Genomic DNA, 22,122 nt, shown 5'->3' with positions numbered 1-22,122 from the left:
CGCCGTCCGAACCAATGATGCATGGCGTCGGTCCTGGCCGGGCGGAGCCGCTCGGCGTTTTTGCAGAAGAAGGCGGGATCAATGTCGCGGTCGCCGCCGGCGACGCCGAGGCCATCTTTCTGTCGCTCTTCGATGAAACCGACCGCGAGACCGCGCGCATAAAGCTTCCCGGGCGCACGGGCGACGTGTTTCACGCCCATATATCGGGCGTCGGCGTCGGCGCGCGCTATGGCCTGCGTGCGCAAGGATCATTCGATCCCGCGCAGGGCCGGCGCTTCAACGCCGAAAAACTTCTCGTCGATCCTTACGCGACCCGGCTCGACCGCCCGTTCAAGCTGCACGCTTCACTGTTCGACGCGCGCATTCATGGCGCGGCGGAAGATCACGCCGACAGCGGGCCCTTTGTCCCCAAGGGGATCGTCGAAGCGCCGGTCCCGCTGCCTCAGCCACGTCGCCCCGCCATCGCCTGGCGCGATCTCATCATCTATGAAATGCATGTGCGGGGGTTCACTCAGGCCCATCCGGATATTCCTGAGGCCATTCGCGGCACTTTCGCAGGACTTGCTCATCCAGCCGCGATCGCTCATCTGACCCGGCTTGGAGTGACGGCCGTCGAACTGCTGCCAATCGCGGCATGGGTCGACGAACGCCATCTGCCTGCGCTCGGCCTCTCCAATTACTGGGGCTATAATCCGATCGCCTTTCTCGCGCCGGACCCAAGGCTTGCTCCCGGCGGCTGGCCCGAGGTGCGCGCCGCCGTCGAGGCGCTGCAGGCGGCAGGGATCGCCGTCATCCTCGATGTCGTGCTGAACCATACGGGCGAGAGCGACGATTTAGGCCCGACCGTTTGCTTGCGCGGGCTCGACAACAGCGCCTATCGCCTCGAGCCGGACAATCTGGCGATTTATGAGAATCAGGCGGGCTGCGGCAATGTTCTCGCGCTGGAGCGGCCACAAACTCTCCGCCTCGCGCTGGAGGCGCTGCGCACCGCCGCCACCCGCGCCGGCGTCGATGGCTTCCGCTATGATCTCGCCCCCGTGCTGGCGCGCGCGCCCGATGGCTTCGACCCCGCCCATCCCTTCCTCGCGGCCGTCGCTCAGGACCCGACGCTGCGCGATCTGATCCATATCGCCGAGCCCTGGGATCTTGGCCTCGGCGGCTATCAGTTGGGGGCGTTCCCCGCCGGCTGGGGCGAGTGGAACGATAAATCGCGCGACGCCTTCCGGCGCTTCTGGCGTGGCGATGAGGGCCTTAAGGGAACATTGGCGACGCGTCTTGCGGGTTCGGCCGATATTTTCGCGCCGCGCCACCGGGCGTTGTCGCGCTCGATCAATTTCATCACGGCGCATGACGGCTTCACTCTCGCCGATCTCGTCGCCCACACGCACAAGCGCAATGAAGCCAATGGCGAGCATAACCGCGACGGAAGCGACGATAATCTGTCGTGGAACTGCGGCGCCGAAGGCGAGAGCATTGATCCCGCCATCATCGCGCGCCGAAAAGGCGACGCGCGCGCTCTGCTCGCGACCTTGATCGCATCGCGCGGCACGCCGATGCTGTGCATGGGCGATGAACTCGGCCGCACGCAGAAAGGCAACAACAACGCCTATGCGCAAGACAACAGCCTCACCTGGGTGGACTGGGTTAGCGCCGACGCCGAACTCATCGGCTTCGTGAGCCGTCTCATCAGGCTTCGCCGCACGGTTGGCGCACTGAGCGCCGAAGCGCCCCTGACCGGAGCGCCGTCCGATTCCTCAGGCATTCCAGACGTCGAATGGCTCAACCTCAATGGGTCCCCCTTACGGCCGCGCGATTGGCATGAGCCGGGCTCTGAAGCGCTCATCGCCGTCTTTTATGACGGGGGGGACAAGGAACGGGAGGCAAGCCGCGCCGCCGTTTTGCTGAACCGCGGATTTGACGCGCCGCAGGCGCAGCTTCCCGCCCCGCGTGACGGCCATCTCTGGATGCTCGAGATTGATTCGGCCGATCCTGGCGCGGAGGGAAAGCCGGTCGCGGACGGCGGGCTGTCTCTCGCGCCGCGCTCGGCCGCGATCCTGATTGAGACGCGCGCGCGGGCGGCGGGGCGCGGCGGAATCGACGATCACGTGCTTGATGCGCTGGCGGAGGCGGCCGGCGTCGTCAGCCATTGGTGGGATGTCGAGGGCCGCCTCCACAAAGTCAAGGCGGAGGCCAAGCAGGCGTTGCTCAAAAGCCTTGATCTTTCGGCGGTCTCGACGGGCGAGGCCCGCGCGCGCCTCGCCGAACTATCGCAGGAGCGCACATTCCGGCCCCTGCCCGTCGCCACGACGATTTCGGTGGGCGGGGATCGAACGCTTCGCCTCGGCGGCGCACTCGGCGGGCGCCAGCGCCCCTTCGCCCTGACCATCGCCTGCGAGGACGGATCCATTCATGAGGTCGAGATCACGCCGCAGCTTGGCCGCCGCGGCGAGGCCTTGGCGCCAGACGGGCGCCGGGCGCTGATCTGCGACATCCCGCTTCCCGAACTGCCGCTGGGGCGCCATGAGATCATGGCCGACGCCGCGCCGGAGAGTTCGGGCCATCTCGCCGTCGTCCCTGGCGCCGCCTTCCTCCCTACGAGCCTGCGCGAAGGCCGCGTCTTCGGTCTCGCCGCCCAACTCTATGGCCTGCGGCGCGAGGGGCCGAATGAGCGCGGCGATCAGGGCGTCGGCGATTTCACCTGCCTTCGCCTGCTTGCCGAAGAAGCCGCGCGCGCGGGCGCCGTGACGGTCGGCGTCAATCCGCTGCATGCGCTTTATCCGCATGATCCTGAACGCGCGAGCCCCTATCATCCCTCCGACCGGCGCTTTCTCGATCCACTTGCGATCGACGCCTTCGACCCGCCTGCGCAACTCCTCACCGACTCGGTCCGCGCCGCGCTTTCGAGATTGACGCCCGAAGCCACGAGGCTTTCCGGGTTGCGGCTGGTCGATTACAGCGCCGTCTCCGCGTTGAAAAATCGCCTTTTCGACGTCATTCACGCGGCTTTCCGCGCGCGGCGCCTCGCAGCCCCCGACGACGCCTTGGTCATCGCGTATGAGCGTTTTGTCGCCGGCGGCGGAGAGAGCCTGCGGCGCTTTGCGATCTTCACCGCCATTGAGCGCAGAATCGGCGGAACGCTCGGCCAATTCGGGCCGGAACTTTCCTCGCCCCACGCGCCGGGAATCGCAAGTTTCGCCGCCGAGCATGAAGACGAGATCGAGCGCGCGAACTTCCTGCAATTTCTCGCGGACCGGCAGTTCGGCGCGGCCGCGCAGGCCGGCTTTGAGGCCGGCCTTTCATTGGGCTTCTACCGGGACCTCGCGGTTGGCTGCGCGCCGGATGGCGCGGAGGCGTTTTCAGAAGCGAGCCGCCTGATGCAGGGCGTGTCGATCGGCGCCCCGCCCGATCCGCTGGGGCCAAAAGGTCAAATCTGGGGGCTGCCGCCATTCGACCCGCGCGCTCTCGCCCGCGATGGCTATGCGAGCTTCGGGCGCCTCATCGCCGCGAACATGGCTTATGCCGGCATTTTACGCATTGATCATGTTCTCGGGCTCAAACGTCTGTTTCTCGTGCCGGACGGCGCGGAAGCCGCTGACGGCGCCTACCTCGCCTGCCCCTTCGACGCCTTGATGGGTCAGGTGATGCTGGAAAGCGTACGCAACAAGACCGCGGTGGTCGGCGAAGACCTCGGCACAGTCCCCGAGGGGATGCGCGAAGAGCTCGCCGCGAGGAACATTCTCTCCTATCGCGTCATGCGTTTCGAGCGGGAGGACGCTGATTTTGTGCGGCCGGAAGATTATCCTGCGCTGGCGGCGGCCTGCGTCGCAACGCACGACCTGCCGCCGCTCGCCGGCTGGTGGCAAGGCGCCGATCTTGCCGAAGCCGCGGCCTTTGGCCATTTGGCTGACGAGGGGCAGGCTTTTGCCGCCCGAGCAGAAGAAAAGGCGGAGCTGATCGAGGCGGCGGCTGGCCCTGAATTTTCCGCCGGCGAAGTCGACCTCGATGCGCCCTTGACCCCGGCGACGGCCGCGGCGGTGCATGGGTTCATTGCGCGGTCCAACGCCGCGCTCGTGCTTGTGCAGACTGCCGATCTCGCCATGGAGACGATCCCGACCAACCTGCCCGGCACCGACCGTGAGCGGCCGAATTGGCGGCGCAAGATTTTCTCGCCCGTTGAAAGGCTCTTTGACCTTCCCGCGGCGCGCGCGATCATCGAGGCCGTGAGGCGCCAAAGAACGCTTTCCGATTGAAGAGAATCGGAAAGCAATCGGCTCAAGTTGGTTATCGTTTGGTTTACTTCGCGGTCTTCTTGATAACGTCCATCAATGTTTCGGACGGATGACTTTTGCAATAGTCGGTCGCGACTTTCGTGTTGCGCTCGAGATAGCGCATGTCGACCGTCGAGCGATCTTGCGTCGCGCTAAAGTAACCAGCCATCCACGCCGTGATGAAAGGCATGCGCTCTTCAGGCGATTCAAGAAGTTGCTTGCAGGTGATCAAGGACATGTCGACCTTGACTTGAGCATGAGCGATCGGAGCAAATCCCGTTCCAAGGATGATGGCGGCGACAAATCTTTTCTTCATGGAAACTCTCCTAACGTCGTCCGAGACGAAAATCATTTCGGCGCAATAGCGCGCTGCAAACCGCTCATCACCGTCTCTTTGGGATAGGAGGCGCACCATTTCGAGACGCTCTCCACATTTTTGGCGAAGCCGTTCAGATCAATGGTGGTCGAGCCGATCTTCTGATTGAACCAGCCGCTCAGCCACGCTGAGGTGAGCACGGCGTCGGCCGGTGGCATGGCGAGGAAATCGGCGCAGGTGACCGCCCGCATATCGATCATGACCTGCGCCTGCGCGGCGCCGGCGCAAAGCGCGCCGGCAAGAGCCAGCGTTGTAATGGCAAGTTTTTTCATATGATTTTTCTCCCCATATGTTGACCGATCGCCAGCTGATGAAGATCAGTCTACGGCTGGGTACGAGCTTTTATCTTCGGCGGCAAGAGCACCAGAGGCTTCGACGCTGATATCGGGGAATAAATTCGAGACAGAATAGAAGCCGCATAGCGCGCCGATTGGCCAAATCGCATCACACCGATCGTCAGCCACATATCTTATTTGATTCAATAATTTGCCTGTAAAGTATTAGATGAGAGCGTCGGCGCGCCCCTCGTTATCAAGCAAAATCCGAGGGCCGTTCGAGCATTCTGGAGCGAACCGGGTTGCCGCTTCGCTCCAAAAGACTTCAGACTCCGCGCGGCCGGCGCAGATCGAGCGTCAGCGGAAAATCGGCCGTGCGCTCTTCCGGCGGCACGAAGATCGGCCCCGGCGTGTGGCCGAAAGCCTGGAACCGCGCGAGCCGACGCGCTTCGGCTTCATAGGAATTCACCGGAAAAGTCTCATAATTGCGCCCGCCCGGATGCGCGACATGATAGACGCAGCCGCCGATGGAGCGGCCGCTCCAGTTGTCGATCAGGTCAAACGTCAAGGGCGCGTGGACGGGCACGGTCGGATGCAGGCCAACCGCGGCTTGCCACGCCTTGAAACGCACCGCGGCGACCGCTTCCTCGGAAACGCCCGTCGAGGTCATCGGCAGGCGGCGCCCATTGCAGGCGACGACGTGGCGGCCCTCGACGAAGCCATTGGCTTTGAGCTGCAGCCGTTCGATCGAGGAATCGACAAAGCGCACAGTGCCGCCGATCGCGCCCGTCTCGCCCATCACATGCCAGGGTTCGAGCGCCTGACGCACCTCTAGCTTGACGCCGCTATGCTCGATCGAGCCATAGAACGGAAAGCGGAACTCGCGTTGCGCCTCGAACCAGACGGGATCGAACTGATAGCCGGCCCGGCCAAGATCGGCCAGAACGCCAAGGAAATCCTGCCATACGAAATGCGGCAGCATGAAGCGGTCATGCAGGGTCGTTCCCCATCGCACAAGACCGCCCTGCTGCGGCTCACGCCAGAACCAGGCGATGAGCGCGCGAAGCAGCAATTGCTGCGCAAGACTCATGCGCGCGTCAGGCGGCATCTCGAAGGCGCGAAACTCCACCAGCCCGAGGCGGCCGGTCGGCCCATCGGGCGAATAGAGCTTGTCGATGCAAATTTCGGCGCGATGCGTATTGCCGGTGACGTCGACAAGCAGATTGCGATAGAGCCGGTCGATCAGCCAGAGCGGGATCGATTGATCGGGCCCGGGCGTATTCGCCAGCGCGATTTCAAGTTCGTAAAGCTGATCGAGGCGCGCCTCGTCGACGCGCGGCGCCTGGCTGGTCGGCCCGATGAAGAGCCCCGAAAAGAGATAAGACAGCGAGGGATGGCGCTGCCAGTAGAGAACGAGGCTTTTCAAAAGGTCGGGCCGGCGCAGGAACGGCGAGTCCTGCGGGGTCGCGCCGCCGACGACGACGTGATTTCCGCCGCCCGTGCCCGTGTGGCGTCCATCCACCATGAATTTATCAGCGCCGAGACGAACCTGCCGCGCATCCTCATAGAGGCCTTTGGTCGTCTCGACCGCCTCCCGCCAGGTGGCGCTGGGCTGGATGTTGACCTCGATCACGCCGGGATCGGGCGTCACCTTGATGACCTCGATGCGCGGATCATAGGGCGGCGGATAGCCCTCGATATGAACGGGCGTCTTGATGCCCTCGGCGGCGACTTCGACGGCGGCGACAAGTTCGAGATAATCCTCAAGCCGCTCGACCGGCGGCATGAAGACGCAGATCACGCCGTCGCGCGGCTCGACCGACATCGCCGTTCTGACCGAGCCTTCGATGATTTCCTGCTCGATGAGCTGCTGCCGGCTGGAGGCAGGCTCGAGCGATCGCTGGAAATGCTCGACGCGCTGTTTCAGCGTCTGCGCATCCGGCAAGGAGCCACGCTCCTCCAGCGGATCTTGCGGGTGAACATAGGGATAAGAGGACGCCGGAATATAGGGCAGCGAGCCGAGCGGCAGGCGATAGCCGACCGGCGAATCGCCCGGCACAAGGAAGAGTTTGCCGCGCCGCAGGCACCATTTTTCGCTGACCCACTTGAGCCCGCGCGAAATCTGCGCTGGCGCGTTCCACCGCTGCACCGGCAGCACAAACCCCGTCGGCTTGGTGAGGCCGCGCGAAAAGGTGCGGATCATGCGATTGCGTTCTTCCGGATCCTCGATCTTGGGGTCAAGCGGATCGACGTTGCCCGGCAGATTGCCTTCCTTGACAAGCCATGTGGCCGGATCTTCATAGGCCGGCATCACGCAATCATCGGCGACGCCGAGAAATTCGGCGATCCCATGCGTCAGCGCCTCGGCTTTCGCGCGCTGCTCGTCGGAAAAAGTAATATGGGCGGCTTCCGGCGGCTTCTCCGCTTCTGGCGCAAGCGTGCGGCCGACGGCGTCGATGAGATCGCTGTTCCGCCAGATCGGCTGCCCGTCCTTTCGCCAATAAAGCGAAAAGCCCCAGCGCGGCAGAGATTCGCCTGGATACCACTTCCCTTGGCCATAATGCAGCATTCCGCCCGGCGCGACACGATCGCGAACGCGGCGGATCAAGGCGTCCGCGAAGCTCCTCTTCGTCGGCCCGACGGCGGCTGTGTTCCATTCGGAGGATTCGAAATCATCGATCGAAACGAAGGTCGGCTCGCCGCCCATGGTCAGCCGCACGTCCTGGCTCCTCAGATCCGCGTCGACCTGTTCGCCGAGAGCGTCGAGCTTTTCCCACGCCTCGCCGGAAAAGGGCATTGTGATCCGCGGCGCTTCCGCGACGCGCGTCACGCGCATGTCAAAAGCGAAATCGACATTGGCGCCCGCCTCGACGCCACCAGAAATAGGAGCGGCCGAGGAATAATGCGGGGTGGCGGCAACGGGGATATGACCTTCCGCGCAGAACATGCCGGAGGTCGCGTCCATCCCGATCCAGCCTGCCCCCGGCAGATAGACCTCCGCCCAGGCGTGCAGATCGGTGAAGTCGACCTGTGTGCCCTTCGGCCCCTCCAGCGGCTCGATGTCGGCGCGCAATTGAATGAGATAGCCGGAGACGAAGCGCGCGGCGAGGCCGAGATTGCGCAGGATCTGGACCAGCGTCCAGGCCGAGTCGCGGCATGAGCCGGCGGCCAGCTCCAGCGTCTCCTCCGGGGTCTGAACGCCAGGCTCCATGCGAATCACATAACGGATCGCTTTCTGGAGGTTCGTGTTGAGACCGACTAGAAAGTCGACGATATGCATGGGCTCTTTCGGCAAACTCTCCATATAGGCGGAAAGATGCGGACCGAGCGGTTCAGCCTGCAGATAGGGCGTCAGATCCGATTTGAGTTCAGGCTCATAAGCGAACGGAAACTGTTCGGCATAGGGTTCAATGAAGAAGTCGAACGGGTTGACGACCGACAGGTCGACGGTCAGATCGACCTCGACCTTGAACTCCGTCACCTTCTCCGGAAATACGAATCGCGCCTGCCAGTTATTGTGCGGGTCCTGCTGCCAATTCACGAAATGGTCAGGAGGCGACACTTTCAGGCTGTAGGACAGGATTTTGGTGCGGCAATGCGGCGCCGGACGAAGACGCACGAGCTGCGGCCCCAGACCGACGGGACGGTCGTATTTATAATGGGTGAGATGATAGATTGCGGCCGATATGGACAATGCTGCTGACCCGTCGCCCGGCCGGACCGTGCCCGTCCCCCGCGGAGCGCGTCGGGACTTCCAGGCGCCCAGGGCTCGCAAAGGTATAGCAATCAAACGAGTCAAGCGAAAGGTTGGGCGATTGCCTCGGCGCCTATGTTTTGTCCAACGGGATAACAAAGACTCGCCAAGGCGCCCGATGCGGTGCGATCGGCCAGGTTCTTTTGAAAAAGGAGGCGACGACGCCCTCCTATTTTTCCGGCAGGTTGAGCTTGATGTGCAATTCGCGCAGCTGCTTAAGGGTCGCGCTGGACGGCGCGCCGAGAAGCAGATCCTCGCCGCGCTGGTTCATCGGGAAAGCGACGATCTCGCGCAGATTTTCTTCCGCCGCGAGCAGCATGACGATGCGGTCAATGCCCGGCGCAATGCCGCCATGCGGCGGCGCGCCATATTGGAACGCGCGATACATGCCGCCGAATTTTTGCTCCAGCACGTCTTCGTCGTAGCCGGCGAGCGCGAAGGCTTTGCGCATGATGTCGGGACGATGGTTCCGGATCGCGCCCGAGGAGAGCTCGAAACCATTGCAAACAACGTCGTATTGGAAAGCGTTGATGCCGAGAATGGTCTCTTTGTCGGCCGGATCGAGCGCGACGAATGCATCGTGATCGAAATTCGGCATCGAAAATGGATTATGCGAGAAGTCGATCCGGCTTTCCTCTTCGTTCCATTCGAACATCGGGAAATCGACGATCCAGCAAAACTCGAAGACGCCCGTCTTCGAGAGTTTGAGTTCATGGCCGATGCGCAGACGCGCCGCGCCGGCGAGCTTTGCCGCCTTGTCCGGCCTGTCGCACGCGAAAAATACGGCGTCGCCCGCTTTGAGGCCGGCTTTCCCGGCGATGTTCGCCTGAACGTCGGCCGGAAGGAACTTAGCGATCGGACCTTTGCCAATGAGCGCGCCCGGCTCGCCTTCAAAGATCACATAGCCCAATCCGGCCGCGCCTTCGCCCTTCGCCCAATCATTCAGCTTGTCGAAGAAGGAGCGCGGCTGCGCCCCAGCCCCCGTCGCAGGAATGGCGCGCACGACGCCGCCCGCCTTGATGACGTTCTTGAAGGCGTTGAAGCTCACGTCGTCGCGGGAAAACTCTTCCGTCACATCGACGATGAAGAGCGGATTGCGCAGATCAGGCTTGTCCGTTCCATATTTAAGCATCGCTTCGGCATAGGCGATTTTCGGAAATTTCTGCGTCACCGGAAAGCCTTCGCCGAATTCCTCGAATACGCCGCGCAGCACGGGCTCGACGGTTGCGAAAACATCCTCTTGCGTGACAAAGCTCATCTCGATGTCGAGCTGGTAGAATTCGAGGCTGCGGTCGGCGCGCAGATCCTCGTCGCGAAAACAGGGCGCGATCTGGAAATAGCGGTCGAAGCCGGCGACCATCAAAAGCTGCTTGAACTGCTGCGGCGCCTGCGGCAGGGCGTAGAACTTTCCGGGGTGAAGGCGCGAGGGCACGAGGAAATCGCGCGCGCCCTCGGGGCTCGAGGCCGTCAGGATTGGCGTCTGGAACTCGAAGAAGCCTTGCCCCTTCATCCTCGCCCGCAGCGAATCAATGACCTTTCCGCGCAGCATGATGTTCTGGTGCAGCTTCTCGCGCCTCAGATCGAGAAAGCGGTAGCGCAACCGCATGTCCTCGGGATAGGGCTGATCCCCGAAAACCGGGACCGGCAGCTCGGCGGCGGCCCCCAGAACTTCGATTTCCGTGACATAGACCTCGATGAGGCCGGTCGGCATTTCCGCGTTTTCGGTTCCAGCCGGGCGCCGGCGGACGACGCCGTCGATGCGCACGACCCACTCGGAGCGCAATTTGTCGGCGAGAGAAAAGGCCGGCGAATCAGGATCGACCACGCATTGCGTGATTCCGTAATGATCGCGAAGATCAATGAAAAGCACGCCGCCATGGTCGCGAATGCGGTGGCACCAGCCGGAGAGCCGGGTCGTTTCGCCGGCGAGCGTTTCACGGAGGTCGCCACAGGTATGGGTGCGATAGCGGTGCATTTGATCGTCACAACAGAGAGGAAAAGGAGGCGCGCGAGAGCGCACGGGCGGTTTCTGTCACGGGGCGGGGCTTTGCGTCAAATCGCCCGTCGCCGGCCTGAAATGAAATGTTGAGGGCGATGATCGCGCATCCCGCTATAGCCGATTGCTGAGCTTTCCTTTATCTAAAAAAATCATGAGCCTCATTACGACAACCAAATCCCTGGCGGAGACATGCGGCCGCCTCGCGGCGCATCCCTTCGTCACGGTCGACACCGAGTTTTTGCGCGAGACGACCTTCTGGCCGAGGCTCTGCGTCGTTCAACTCGCCTCGCCCGATGAAGCGGCCGCGATCGACGCCATGGCCGAAGGCCTGGACCTGACGCCCCTGTTCGAGTTGATGGCCAATCCAGAGATCACAAAGGTCTTTCACGCGGCCCGTCAAGACGTTGAAATCATTTGGAACCTTGCCAAACTTATCCCTGCCCCGCTGTTCGACACGCAGGTCGCGGCGATGGTCTGCGGTTTTGGCGATCAGGTCTCTTATGGCGATCTCGTGCAAAACGTCGCCAAGGTCACGCTCGATAAATCATCGCGCTTCACCGACTGGTCGCGCCGCCCGCTGCTTCCCTCGCAAATTGATTACGCCATCGCCGACGTCACCTATCTGCGTGACATTTATCTCTTCCTGCGCCGCAAGCTGGAGCAGACGGACCGTCTGTCCTGGCTTAGCGACGAAATGGCGATGCTGACCTCGCCTGCGACCTATGAACAGCATCCGGACAATGCCTGGGAGCGCTTTCGCAACCGTGTGCGCAAGCCGCGTGATCTTGGCGTTCTGATGGAGGTCGCGGCATGGCGCGAAGCTGAAGCGCAAGCGCGCGACGTCCCGCGTTCGCGCGTGCTGAAAGATGACGTTCTGATCGAATTGGCCCTCGCCGCGCCGCGGACGGAGGAAGCCCTCGGCAATCTGCGCGCCTTTCCGCGCGGCATGGAGCGTTCGCGCGCGGGCCTCGATATTTTGGCGGCCATCGAACGCGGCCTCTCCCGCGATCCGAAGACCTTGCCGAAACTCGATCGCGAACGCCGCTCCGGCGGTAATGGCGCGACCGTCGAGCTTTTGAAAGTGCTGCTCCGGCAGGTCAGCGAAAGTCACGGCGTCGCCGCCAAAATGATTGCGACAGTCGAGGATCTCGAAGCGATCGCCGCCGACGACAAGGCGGACGTCGCGGCTCTCGCCGGCTGGCGGCGCGAGCTTTTCGGCGTCAAGGCGCTGGAGCTGAAACATGGCCGGCTGGCGCTCACGGTTGAGCAGGGCCGCATCGTCACGCTCGAATGGCAGGACGCTCCGCCTGAGCAAACCGAGGCGCCGTCGAAAATCGCCGAATGAACGGCGCGCGCTGCGCCGCCGCTCATTCCCCGATGGTGACGACCGGCTCGCGTCCGATCAGCCGCGCAAGCTGTTTGACCCGGCTGTACAGGCGCTCGCTGGCAAGGTCGGCGAGTTGCTTCGGCAGCGTCAACACCACCTTGCTCTTGAGGCAAACGACGGGCGTGCTCGGCAAAATGTCCGGCATCGCGCCCGACACCAGATAGGCAAGGCGGGCCGCCGCGGCGACGATCCGCGCCCGATCCAGCATGCGCGCGGACACGAGCGCCCTGATCTGCGGATTGACGCCATCGTCATCGAGCCCGAGATAGCGATAGGAAATCGTCAGGGCGAGAAACGCGCGGCCAGGATGGTCGATAGCGGTCAAGGTCGTGTTCTCGACGAGATTCAAACCCTCCTCGGCGCGATAGTCCGGATGCGCGCGCCAGTTGACGTCCGCGAGCAGGCAAGCCGCATGACGCAATCGCCTTTCGTCAGCGGTTTCTTCGAGATGCGTCGATCTCATGAAGCGATCTGTCCAGTCGCACAGATCGTCTGCATGGCGCGGCGCGCGTGCGAACATCTGATTGGCGTCGCTCGCGGCGACGATCAGCGGATCCTGCCGGCGCTGCGCAAGATCAAGCTTTTCATAGAGCAGCCCCTCCCGCACGCCGGCGGTGGAGATCATGATTTCCTTCGGCCCTGCCTGGCGAATGATCTCCGCAAGCGCCACGGCTCCGTACGGAAGCAACGGACGACGCTGCAAATTGACGATGTCGATCGAAATCAGCGTTTCGGTATCCACGCGCGCAACGAGCCCCGCGAAATCGGCGGCGTCCCTCGCTGGAATGACATAGCCATGCATCACCGACAGTGGATAGTTCCGCTGGCTCATATATAGTTTCGCGAGGGCGCGCCAGGTGCCTCCCACCGCGTAGAAGGTGCGCCCGGCGACGCGATCGATAACGCGCGATTGCGCCAATGAGTCGCGGACGATTTTGACCGCCGCGCGTGGCGATTTTTTCGAAGCGTCCATCAGGCTGAGGCCGCCGAGCGGCAGGGTCTCGCCCTTGCCTAGTTGCGCGCCCTTGACGTCGATCAGTTCGAGCGAGCCGCCGCCGAGATCCCCGACCACGCCGTCCGGCTTATGGATCCCCGAAATGACTCCATGCGCTGAAAGCTCGGCCTCGCGAGCGCCCGACAGCAGGGAGATCGGCGCGCCGATCGCCAGCTTTGCCGCCTCCACGAATTCGGCGCCGTTTGAGGCGTCGCGCGCCGCGGCGGTCGCCAGAACATGCAGCTCGCCGACCTGCAGAATTTCGCTGAGCACCTTGAAGCGGCGCAAAGCGGAAAGCGCCTTCTCCATGCCGGCTTTCGGCAATTTACCCGTCGTTGCGACGCCGTCGCCGAGAGCGCAGAGGGACTTCTCGTTGAAAATCTGCCGGGGCGCGCGGCTGAGGCCTTCATAGGCGACGAGCCGCACGGAGTTCGAGCCGATGTCGACGATGGCGACGGGGCGCTTCATTGAGGCCTGCGCCCCGGCCTCGCCCTCAGTCGCCACGCGCAACGGCTCAGCGGTTGTCCAGGCGCTTGAAGAGGGTTTTGGGACTGGACGTTTTAAGAGATTTTCCACGGCCTGACAGACTCGGATTTGTCATGAAATAAGAATGGGCGTTGAATGGTTCTTCGCTCGGCGGGGCTTGTATGCGCGCGCTCGCGCCGTCAGGCAAGACGCGATAGCTCTGCTGGTTGTCAATGAGATTGGCGACCATGATCTGATCCAGCACCTGCTCATGCACGGTCGGATTCAAAATTGGCAGCAAGGCTTCGACACGCCGGTCGAGATTGCGCTGCATGAGGTCAGCCGAGGAAATATAGACCCTCGCCTTTGGATGCGGGAGGCCGTGGCCGCCGCCGAAACAATAGACGCGCGCATGTTCGAGAAAGCGTCCGATGATCGATTTGACGCGGATGTTTTCGGAAAGACCCTGCAAACCGGGGCGCAGGCAGCAGATGCCGCGCACGATGAGATCGATTTTTACGCCGGCCTGGCTCGCCGCGTAGAAGGCGTCGATGATCTCAGGATGAACGAGGGAGTTGCATTTGGCCCAGATCGCGGCGGGCTTGCCAGCTTTCGCGAAAGCGATTTCCTCGCTGATATGCTGGAGCAGCCGCGCCTTCAGGGAGATAGGCGAAACCGCCATGAGTTCGAGGCCCTCCGGCTCGGCATAGCCGGTGATGTAGTTGAAGATGCGCGACACATCCCTGCCGATCGCAGGGTCGGCGGTGAAGAAGGAAATATCGGTGTAAATCTTCGCCGTCACGGGGTGGTAATTGCCGGTGCCGACATGACAATAGGTCGTCAGCGCGCCGCCCTCGCGGCGCACCACCATCGATAATTTGGCGTGCGTCTTCAGCTCGATGAAGCCGAACACGACCTGCACGCCGGCGCGTTCGAGATCGCGCGCCCAGCGGATGTTGGCGGCCTCGTCAAAACGCGCCTTGAGTTCGACAAGGGCGGTCACCGATTTGCCGGCCTCCGCCGCGTCGATGAGGGCGCGAACGATCGGGCTATCGGAAGAGGTGCGGTAAAGGGTCTGCTTGATTGCAATGACATTGGCGTCCGTCGCCGCCTGATTGAGGAACTGGACGACGACGTCGAATGATTCATAAGGGTGGTGAACGACGAGGTCCTTCTGCTTGATGGTGACGAAGCAGTCGCCGCCATTATCGCGCAGACGTTCCGGGAAGCGCGGATTGTAAGGCTTGAACTTGAGCTCCGGCCGATCGAGGCTGACGATCTCGGACAACTCGTTCAAGGCCAACATGCCGTCGAGAACGAAAATCTCCTCGGGAGGAACATCAAGCTCCTCCGCGACAAAGCTGCTGAGCTCTTCCGGCATCTGGCTGTCGAATTCGAGCCTGATCACCGAACCGAGGCGGCGGCGCTTCAGCGCGCTTTCAAACAGGAGAACGAGATCTTCCGCCTCCTCCTCGACTTCGAGATCGCTGTCGCGAATAACCCTGAAAAGGCCGAGCCCGCGCACGCGATAGCCTGGGAAGAGATTATGCGTGAACATGCTGATGACGTTTTCGAGCGCGACGAAACGCTGGCGCTTTTCGCCCGCCTGCTCGGGCAGGCGAACAAAACGCTGGATCTTCGCCGGCAGCCGGATCAGCGCCTTCGACGTCTTGCGATCGACCGGGCCGATGAGCTCGAGGGCGATGGTGAAGCCAAAATTCGGAATGAATGGAAATGGATGCGCGGGATCGATTGCGAGCGGCGTCAAAACCGGGAAGATATGGGTCAGGAAATATTGCTCGAGCCAATCCTTGTCGGCGGCGTCAAGGTCTGGCGGATCGAGCAGAGTGATGCCGGCGCCGATCAGTTCCTGGCGGAGCTCCCGCCAGCGGCGCTGCTGCTCGACAGTCAACAGTCCGACGCGTTCGCGAATTCTGGCGAGTTGCTGCGTCGGGGCCAGCCCATCCTCTGACGGCGTCGTCACGCCGGCGCGCATCTGTCCGCGCAGGCCGGCGACGCGAACCATGAAGAACTCATCGAGATTCGTCGCCGAAATCGAAAGGAAGCGCACCTGTTCGAGGAGCGGATGATTGCGGTTGGAAGCTTCCTGCAAAACGCGCCTGTTGAATTCGAGCCAGGACAGCTCACGATTGATGAAGCGGTGCGGCGATTGGCGCAGATCGTCCAAGGGCGCCTCGTCGACCGCGCGGTCTGAGAGCGGCGCGGGCCCCGCCTCGTCCGCCACCGCAGCCGCGCTGGCGAAATCGGGCTCGACGGCGATTTCTTCGACGCTGGCGAGGAATTCGTCGCTCGCCGCGAGCGTCTCGCCATTTCCATTGTCCTTGACGGCGCTCTCGCCCGGAGCCGAAGCCTCATTCCCTTCAAGATTGGCTTTGGCGGCGCGCTTCGCATCGCCGATCCGTTTGACTTCCGACATCTTCGGTTCTTGCGCCTGCGAAGTCACTGCCATGGTCTCCCGGTGAAAGTCGCTGGAATGTGATCAACCCTGATGACGCCCGCATGACTGAACGCGAGGTTCCGCGCGCCATCTCCGGCCGTCCGCATGGATTGCAAAGAGCGGGCTGATCGAAACCGCCCGGCCCTCCGCGGTTGGAAGCGGCGGATCCTGCGGCAGCTTGATCGCTGACGCATATGTTGTAAAGGCGCAAGCCCTGGCGTCAGCGCCGCTTGCGGCGTGCCGCATGAGCGCCGGGATGGCTCGCCTGCCACGTCAGCACAAAATAGGCGATGATCAGAACGGCGTTGACGCCAATCCAGACCTTGCCGAAAAAGGGCGGAATCATTGCCGCGGCGAAGATTTGCGCGACCGCGCTGAATAGCCAGAGCACGCCGCCCCAAGGGGTCGCGAGCCAGAGGCCGACCGCGGCGACGAGATCAAGCACGGCAAAGAATATCACCGCCGCGCTCGCGACCGGCGCCGCCGCGTCGAGGAAAGGTTCGCTCGGAACCAAAACGGCGCTCCATTGGGTCAGCCCCTGCAACACCCATAACGCGGCCAATAGGCGCATAAAAATGACAAGGATCACGCCCCAGGGCGACTCCTCGCCGGTTTCGCCGGCTTCGCCGAGCCGGATCGCAGCGCCTGAGTCCGGGCGTTCCACGCTCCCGTCAGAGCCCCGCAAAGCTTTCATCACCGGGCCACCGGGGTACAAAAGGCGAGATCATCCGGCAGAGCCGCGAAATAGGCGTTGATGTCGGCCTTGCTCACCGCGTCGATTGCCGCCGGGCTCCAACGCGGACGATGATCCTTCTCGATAATCGTCGCGCGAACCCCCTCATAGTAGTCATTGCTCTGCAGTATCCGCGCGACGATGCGAAATTCAATGCGCAACGCCTCCTCGAGGCCAAGGTCGGCGCCAATTTGCATCTGGCGCAGGGCGATGGCGAGGCTGGTCGGCGATTTCAGCAAAAGCGCGGCGAGGGTCTTGTCCGCGAAGGCGGAGCCGTCCGCGCCGGCTTTGGCGACGACCTCCGCGACGGTCGCCGCGCTGAAACACGCGTCGATGAAAGGACGCTGTCCGGACAGAGTCGAAGGCGGCGCCGGCCTGCTTTCGGCGGCGATCGCCGCTGCGGCGTCCTCGCCCTCGATCAGCCTTCGGGTCAGAGCGTCATGGCGCGCGGAAGGGACATAGGCGGAGGCGAGCCCCAGGGCGATAGCCTCCGCGCAGCCGATGCGCGCGCCGGTGAGCGCGAGATAAGCCCCGGTCCGGCCGGGCAAACGCGGTAGGAAATAAGTCGCGCCGACGTCCGGGAAAAAGCCGATGCCGACCTCCGGCATGGCGAAATCGAGAGCGTCGCCGGCGACGCGATGCGAGCCATGCACGGAAAGGCCGGCGCCGCCGCCCATCACGACGCCATCCATCAGAGCGACGTAAGGCTTGGGGTAATTGTTGATCCGCCGGTTGAGGCTGTATTCCTCGCGAAAGAAAGCCAGCTGTTCGGCTGCGCGCCCGGCCTTGCCCAATTGGTAAAGGGCGCGAATGTCAGCGCCGGCGCAAAAGGCCCGGCCTCCGGCGCCCCTGATAAGGACGCTAGCGGCAGCCGCGTCGTTTTCCCATCGGTCGAGAGCTTCGTGGATCGCCCGGACCATGTCGAGATCGAGCGAATTCAACGCGGCGGGGCGATTGAGCGTAATCACGCCGCAGCGGCCGAGCGTCTCGATGATGACTTTTGCCTCACTCATTAACTATCCTCGCCCGAGGCTTAGCCCTGGAGCGGCGGCTCCGTCAACGCCCACGGCGCCCGCCGCCGCCGACCCGCGTCTGGAAAAACCGCGCGCCTCCCCGAAATTCTCCGAGCGGTTTCAGGTTGAGCGGCATCACTCAACCATTCGAAACCGCCCTCATTCAAGAGGTTAGGGCATTCTCGGACGCAAAACCGGTGTCCGCCTTTTTGCTGAAAATGCTCTAGAATTGCACCGTGGTGCGAACGCCAAACACCGCCGCGTCGGGAATGCGTCCGCTCATCGGGTTCAGCGGATTGACGGCGCCTCCGCCCGGATGAAAGACATATTCAAAGTCGGGTTGAACCGTCCACCCGGGGACGATCTGCGCCTGATAGGTCGCTTCAAGCAGCAACTCATAATTGCGCGACGCCAGCGGCGTTCCGGCATAGGCGGCTGCGTCAAGATCGAGCGCATGAACCGATGGAGAGAGTTCAGAATAGGCGACCGATACGCCGAACAGGTCACAAGGACGCTGGCTCCAAAGCCCGATGAAATCGACGCCCGCGTCGGCATAGAAATCCATGAGATTGCGATCGCTGGGCGAACCCGTGACGCGCGCAAAACCGCCGATGCCCGCTTTCGGATCATCGCCCGGCAGCCGCCAGAACATCTGGTCGATCGCGCCATAAACGCCAAAATCGCCGGTGCGCTTCATAGCCTGGCCATTGCTGCGCGGATCCGCCAGCGAGAGGCCGTCTGTTCCAAAACGCTCGTCATCGAGCCTGCCGAATTGATACCAGCCGCCGAATTTCACCTTTCCGGCCAATCCGTCAGAATCCTTGTCCTGATTATAGGCATATTGCGCCTCGCCAATCAGGAAAGGAACGTCGCGCAGGCGAAAATTGGCGCCAAAGTGGTCGAACTCCGCCGGTCTTCCGGTAATGCCGGCGCCTGTCGGATCGCCATTGAAGACAGCCCCCAGCAGCGTCAGTTGATCCGTCGCCTTGAATTTTACGCGAACCGCGGGCGTCGCATAAGGATAGGCTGGGCCTCCGCTGGGGAAATCGGTCGCAAAAATGTTCGGCCAGCCGAAGGTCGAGTTGAGGGACAATTGAGCCAATTCACTGATGAAGAACTCGCAGTCGGCGGCCAGTTGACCGGCGCGGACGGCCAGCCTGCCATCAAAGAAATTCTGCTCGACCCAAAGTTCAAATATCAAGAACGCGGGATGCGCCGCGATATAGCTGATCGCCGAATAGTTGAAGAGATTGTAAGTTGAAAGGCTCGATCCGGCGATCGCATAGGAGTTCACATGAAAGGTGAGCCCTTTGACGCCGGCAATTTTCTCCATATCGGCGTCGAGCCCAAGTTCGATGCGCTGTTCATAGAGCGCGCCCTGCCTGACGCCGCCCGTCGGATTGCCGAAAACCTCGCCAATGTAATTCACCTGAAGGTTGAAGCCCCGGTCGAGCAGCATCGTCTTGAAAGCTCCCAGTTGCGGAATGCTGGATGAGATTGAGGGCTGATCGCTGGAAGCAGCGGCCGGCGCTTCCAGAGGAGCTGCGGGCGCGCTTGCCGCAACGTCAGCGGCTTCGGCCATCGCCATCGACGCCGTGCTCGCGACCGCGACGGAGCAGAGGATCCACAATTTCTTGGCCGCCCGAAGCCTTTGGCGGGCCTCAGCTCTTAACATCCCCATCGCCTTATGCTCGCTCATCATGCCAATGCTTGGCGCATGGCGTTCGATAAGGCGCAGGCTGGGCTATCTACAACATTTCTATTCTTTTATTGTTTTAATTCTAAATACAATTCTCGGGATATAATTTAGCTATTCAAAGCGGCGTCATATCTAGATGCAAATATACAACAGTATGCGAAATTTTTTGTGACCGACGGCGGATAGGCTCGCGCAGGGCTCACGGGGCAGTTCAAGCTGGAGCCACGCCCAGGGCTGACCGATGATTACAGGACCAAGGGACGGCCCTCGCCCATTGCAGCGCCGGGCCGGACAATGTGGAAGCTGGAGCGGGTGAAGGGAATCGAACCCTCGTATTCAGCTTGGAAGGCTGCTGCTCTACCATTGAGCTACACCCGCGTCGCGCGGCCGAGTCGTTCCCGGCGCCGCTTGAAGCCTATACGCTATCCGCTCGGATCGAGTCAAAATCGCCGATCGTCAGAACCCCGCCTGGATCGGCAGACAAGGCGTCGGCGGGGGCCCCGAAAAAGCCAGCAGCTGCGCCATCTGCCGCTCGGCTAACGTCAACTTCGAGAGGACGGCGTCACGAATTTTGACCCACTGGTCGCGCTCGGAGCCCGCGCCTCCGACGGCGAGGTTCAACCACGTGTAGGCCATCACGTAATCTTGGGGCACCCCCTGCCCTCTGTCATACATGAGCCCGAGCATATATTGCGCATTGGGGAAACCCTGCCCGGCCGCGCAATGATACCAGCCGGCCGAGACCATGTAGTTTTGCGGCACGCCCTCGCCATTCGCATACATGTAGCCAAGGTAAGACTGCGCGCGCGCGTCGCCCCCGACGGCGAGCGGCAGGAAAATTTCCGCCGCCTTGACATAATTGTGGGCGGCGGCGGCGGACATGCCCTCGCGCAGGCGGCTCCCGGCAAGGCATTGCAGCGGCGCGGCGACCAGCAGAACCATGAAGATAGCGCGGCGCGCGCGACGGAGCGCCGCCGTTCGTGCTATATTGTTCTTGCCCCTGAACCCGAAAGTTGCGATCGCCATAGACATCCTCAGAACTGAAAAGCAGCGGTCTGAATGAGCCAGCACACCCAGATCGCGGGCGCAAAGAACAGCCCGAATGGCAACCGGGCGGCACGGTCGAACGGACGCCGGTCCGCTATCTGATTGAACGCGTACACAGCCAGCGCCGCAAGCGCCGCGATCTCGACGGCAAGCGGCATGAAAGTCCAGTCCAGCCAGGCGCCGGCGACGACGGCGAGCTTCACATCGCCAAGGCCCAACCCCTCACGCCGGCGCAGGCGGCTATAGATCTCGCGAAGTCCGAAAAAGGCGAAGCCGAGGACCGCCGCGCGGCCAAGGGCGAGGCCTATCCCCTCGAGCGCGTCCGGCCAGGCGTCATAGGAGGCCTCAACGAGGCCCAGCAGAAAGGCGGCGAGGCAGAGGCTGTTTGGAATGATGAAACGGCGCGCGTCAATGGCGGCGATGGCCAGCATCAGAAGCGCCAGCCCGCCCCCGAACCAGCGCCCGGCCCCATCGGCGACGGAAACAGTTGCGCCAAGCGCCACGGCGGCGAGCGCGGCCGGCTTGATCATTGCGCGGTCGGCCCATGCCGGCATGCGGGAGGCGCCTGGAGCCGCGCTGCGGTTCATTGCTGCAGGGCCCGCGTTGGCACCGGCGTCACGGCGCCTGTTGGATAGACGCTGCCGACCTTCTCGCCGCGCAATTTGGCGCGCAATTCCTCGGCGACGAAAGAAGCGTCGACGCCGTCGTGGATCACCTGCGGACGGATGAAGATGATGAGTTCGGTCCGCTGCACGTTGTTGTAGGCGTTGTTGTTGAAGGCGTTGCCGAGAACGGGGATCTGGTCGAGAACGGGAATGCCCTGCTTGGCGCCGCCCTGTTGGTCCTGGATCAGGCCGGCGAGCAAAACCGTCTGTCCGCTGGCGACATTGATCGAGCTCTTCACCTTGCGCTGTGTGAAGGTCGGCCCGAGCGTCGTCGTCGCGGCGACCTGCGCGCTGATCTCCTGCTCGATGTCGAGCGACACATTGCCGTTGAAATTGACCCTCGGCTGAACCCGCAGGATGATGCCCGTGTCCTTATAGTCGATGGTGTTGACGACGGCGTTGTTGGCGGAGAGCACGGTCGCCGAACCCGTCTGGATCGGCACCTGCTGACCAACCTGCAGGGTCGCCACCTGATTGTCGACGACGACGAGCGATGGATTGGAGAGCACCTTCACGTTGGTGTACTGATGCAGGGCGTTGATGATCGCGTGAGGGCTTAACTGATTGCCGAGCACGAGATTGAAGCCGGGCAAAGTGCCTCCCTGTGTGGCGGAGGTCTGCGCCAGGGGAATAGCGGTCGCGGTGTTGGCGATCGAGCCATTATTGATGCCGAGGCCGAGATTGCTGCTGCCGAGGAAGAACTGGACACCGTAATTCAGCGTGTCGTTCAAGGTCACCTCGGCGATCGTCAGATCGACCGCGACCTGCAGCTTCGGACGATCGATCTGCTCCAGCGCTTTTTCGATGACATGATAGCTTTGCTGATTGGCGTAGATCACGATGGCGTTGTTGGGAATGTCCGCCATGATCCTGACGCCGGGCAGCAACACCGGTCCTTTGCCGCCGCCGCTCGATCCCGAACCGGCGCCCGCGCCGCCCGTATCTGCGCCGCCCGCCGCCCCGCCGAGCCCGCCGAACGGACTTGGGTT

14 protein-coding genes and 1 tRNA gene are annotated in these 22,122 nt (G+C 62.6%); 2 read left to right on the top strand and 13 right to left on the bottom strand.

The features are described 5' to 3' along the window. Positions 1 to 14 precede the first annotated feature (14 nt). Positions 15 to 4,250, top strand: a complete 4,236-nt coding sequence (gene glgX / locus MPC4_RS03765; protein ID WP_174511342.1) for a glycogen debranching protein GlgX — start codon at positions 15 to 17, stop codon at positions 4,248 to 4,250. Positions 4,251 to 4,293: 43 nt separating this feature from the next. Here glgX and MPC4_RS03760 read toward each other — a convergent pair whose 3' ends face one another. From MPC4_RS03760 to aspS, 4 genes are all read right to left on the bottom strand, one after another. Beyond that, positions 4,294 to 4,584, bottom strand: a complete 291-nt coding sequence (locus MPC4_RS03760; protein WP_174511341.1) for an HdeA/HdeB family chaperone — start codon at positions 4,582 to 4,584, stop codon at positions 4,294 to 4,296. A gap of 32 nt (positions 4,585 to 4,616) precedes the next feature. Then, on the bottom strand, positions 4,617 to 4,916 hold the full coding sequence (locus tag MPC4_RS03755; protein ID WP_174511340.1) for an HdeA/HdeB family chaperone: 300 nt from the start codon (positions 4,914 to 4,916) through the stop codon (positions 4,617 to 4,619). Between the two features lie 328 nt (positions 4,917 to 5,244). After that, the gene (locus MPC4_RS03750; protein WP_174511339.1) at positions 5,245 to 8,613 is read right to left on the bottom strand and encodes a transglutaminase family protein; all 3,369 of its coding nucleotides are present in this window, start codon (positions 8,611 to 8,613) and stop codon (positions 5,245 to 5,247) included. Between the two features lie 229 nt (positions 8,614 to 8,842). After that, the gene (aspS, locus tag MPC4_RS03745) at positions 8,843 to 10,648 is read right to left on the bottom strand and encodes an aspartate--tRNA ligase (RefSeq protein ID WP_174511338.1); all 1,806 of its coding nucleotides are present in this window, start codon (positions 10,646 to 10,648) and stop codon (positions 8,843 to 8,845) included. Positions 10,649 to 10,823: 175 nt separating this feature from the next. Between aspS and rnd the strand changes: the two genes are divergently transcribed. Beyond that, positions 10,824 to 12,017: a ribonuclease D gene (gene rnd, locus MPC4_RS03740; RefSeq protein ID WP_174511337.1), complete on the top strand. Its 1,194-nt coding sequence runs from the start codon at positions 10,824 to 10,826 to the stop codon at positions 12,015 to 12,017. 22 nt (positions 12,018 to 12,039) lie between these two features. Here the strand turns inward: rnd and MPC4_RS03735 are convergent, their stop codons facing one another. The 9 genes from MPC4_RS03735 to MPC4_RS03695 form a co-directional block, all read right to left on the bottom strand. Beyond that, positions 12,040 to 13,521 (bottom strand): Ppx/GppA family phosphatase, encoded by a 1,482-nt coding sequence (locus tag MPC4_RS03735; RefSeq protein WP_174511413.1) that lies wholly within the window; start codon positions 13,519 to 13,521, stop codon positions 12,040 to 12,042. A gap of 46 nt (positions 13,522 to 13,567) precedes the next feature. Next, positions 13,568 to 15,955, bottom strand: a complete 2,388-nt coding sequence (locus MPC4_RS03730; protein ID WP_244628830.1) for an RNA degradosome polyphosphate kinase — start codon at positions 15,953 to 15,955, stop codon at positions 13,568 to 13,570. 241 nt (positions 15,956 to 16,196) lie between these two features. Further along, complete coding sequence (locus tag MPC4_RS03725; protein WP_244628829.1) at positions 16,197 to 16,640, bottom strand: DUF6163 family protein; 444 nt, start codon at positions 16,638 to 16,640, stop codon at positions 16,197 to 16,199. Between the two features lie 29 nt (positions 16,641 to 16,669). Next, on the bottom strand, positions 16,670 to 17,722 hold the full coding sequence (locus MPC4_RS03720; protein ID WP_174511335.1) for an enoyl-CoA hydratase/isomerase family protein: 1,053 nt from the start codon (positions 17,720 to 17,722) through the stop codon (positions 16,670 to 16,672). A 223-nt stretch (positions 17,723 to 17,945) separates the two neighbouring features. Then, the gene (locus MPC4_RS03715) at positions 17,946 to 19,397 is read right to left on the bottom strand and encodes a carbohydrate porin (RefSeq protein ID WP_174511334.1); all 1,452 of its coding nucleotides are present in this window, start codon (positions 19,395 to 19,397) and stop codon (positions 17,946 to 17,948) included. Between the two features lie 328 nt (positions 19,398 to 19,725). After that, positions 19,726 to 19,799: transfer RNA gene (locus tag MPC4_RS03710), tRNA-Gly, on the bottom strand. A 78-nt stretch (positions 19,800 to 19,877) separates the two neighbouring features. Then, positions 19,878 to 20,447, bottom strand: coding sequence for a tetratricopeptide repeat protein (locus tag MPC4_RS03705; protein WP_174511333.1), 570 nt, complete (start codon positions 20,445 to 20,447; stop codon positions 19,878 to 19,880). Positions 20,448 to 20,455: 8 nt separating this feature from the next. Continuing rightward, positions 20,456 to 21,022, bottom strand: a complete 567-nt coding sequence (locus MPC4_RS03700; RefSeq protein WP_244628828.1) for a prepilin peptidase — start codon at positions 21,020 to 21,022, stop codon at positions 20,456 to 20,458. Positions 21,023 to 21,051: 29 nt separating this feature from the next. Next, positions 21,052 to 22,122 (bottom strand): type II secretion system protein GspD (locus MPC4_RS03695; protein WP_280514719.1); only part of this gene is annotated, 1,071 nt, incomplete at its 5' end.

This window comes from Methylocella tundrae, from assembly GCF_901905185.1.
Lineage (GTDB): Bacteria > Pseudomonadota > Alphaproteobacteria > Rhizobiales > Beijerinckiaceae > Methylocapsa > Methylocapsa tundrae.
Note: the sequence above shows the minus strand (reverse complement) of the source record. Positions and strands in the feature narration are given on the sequence as shown.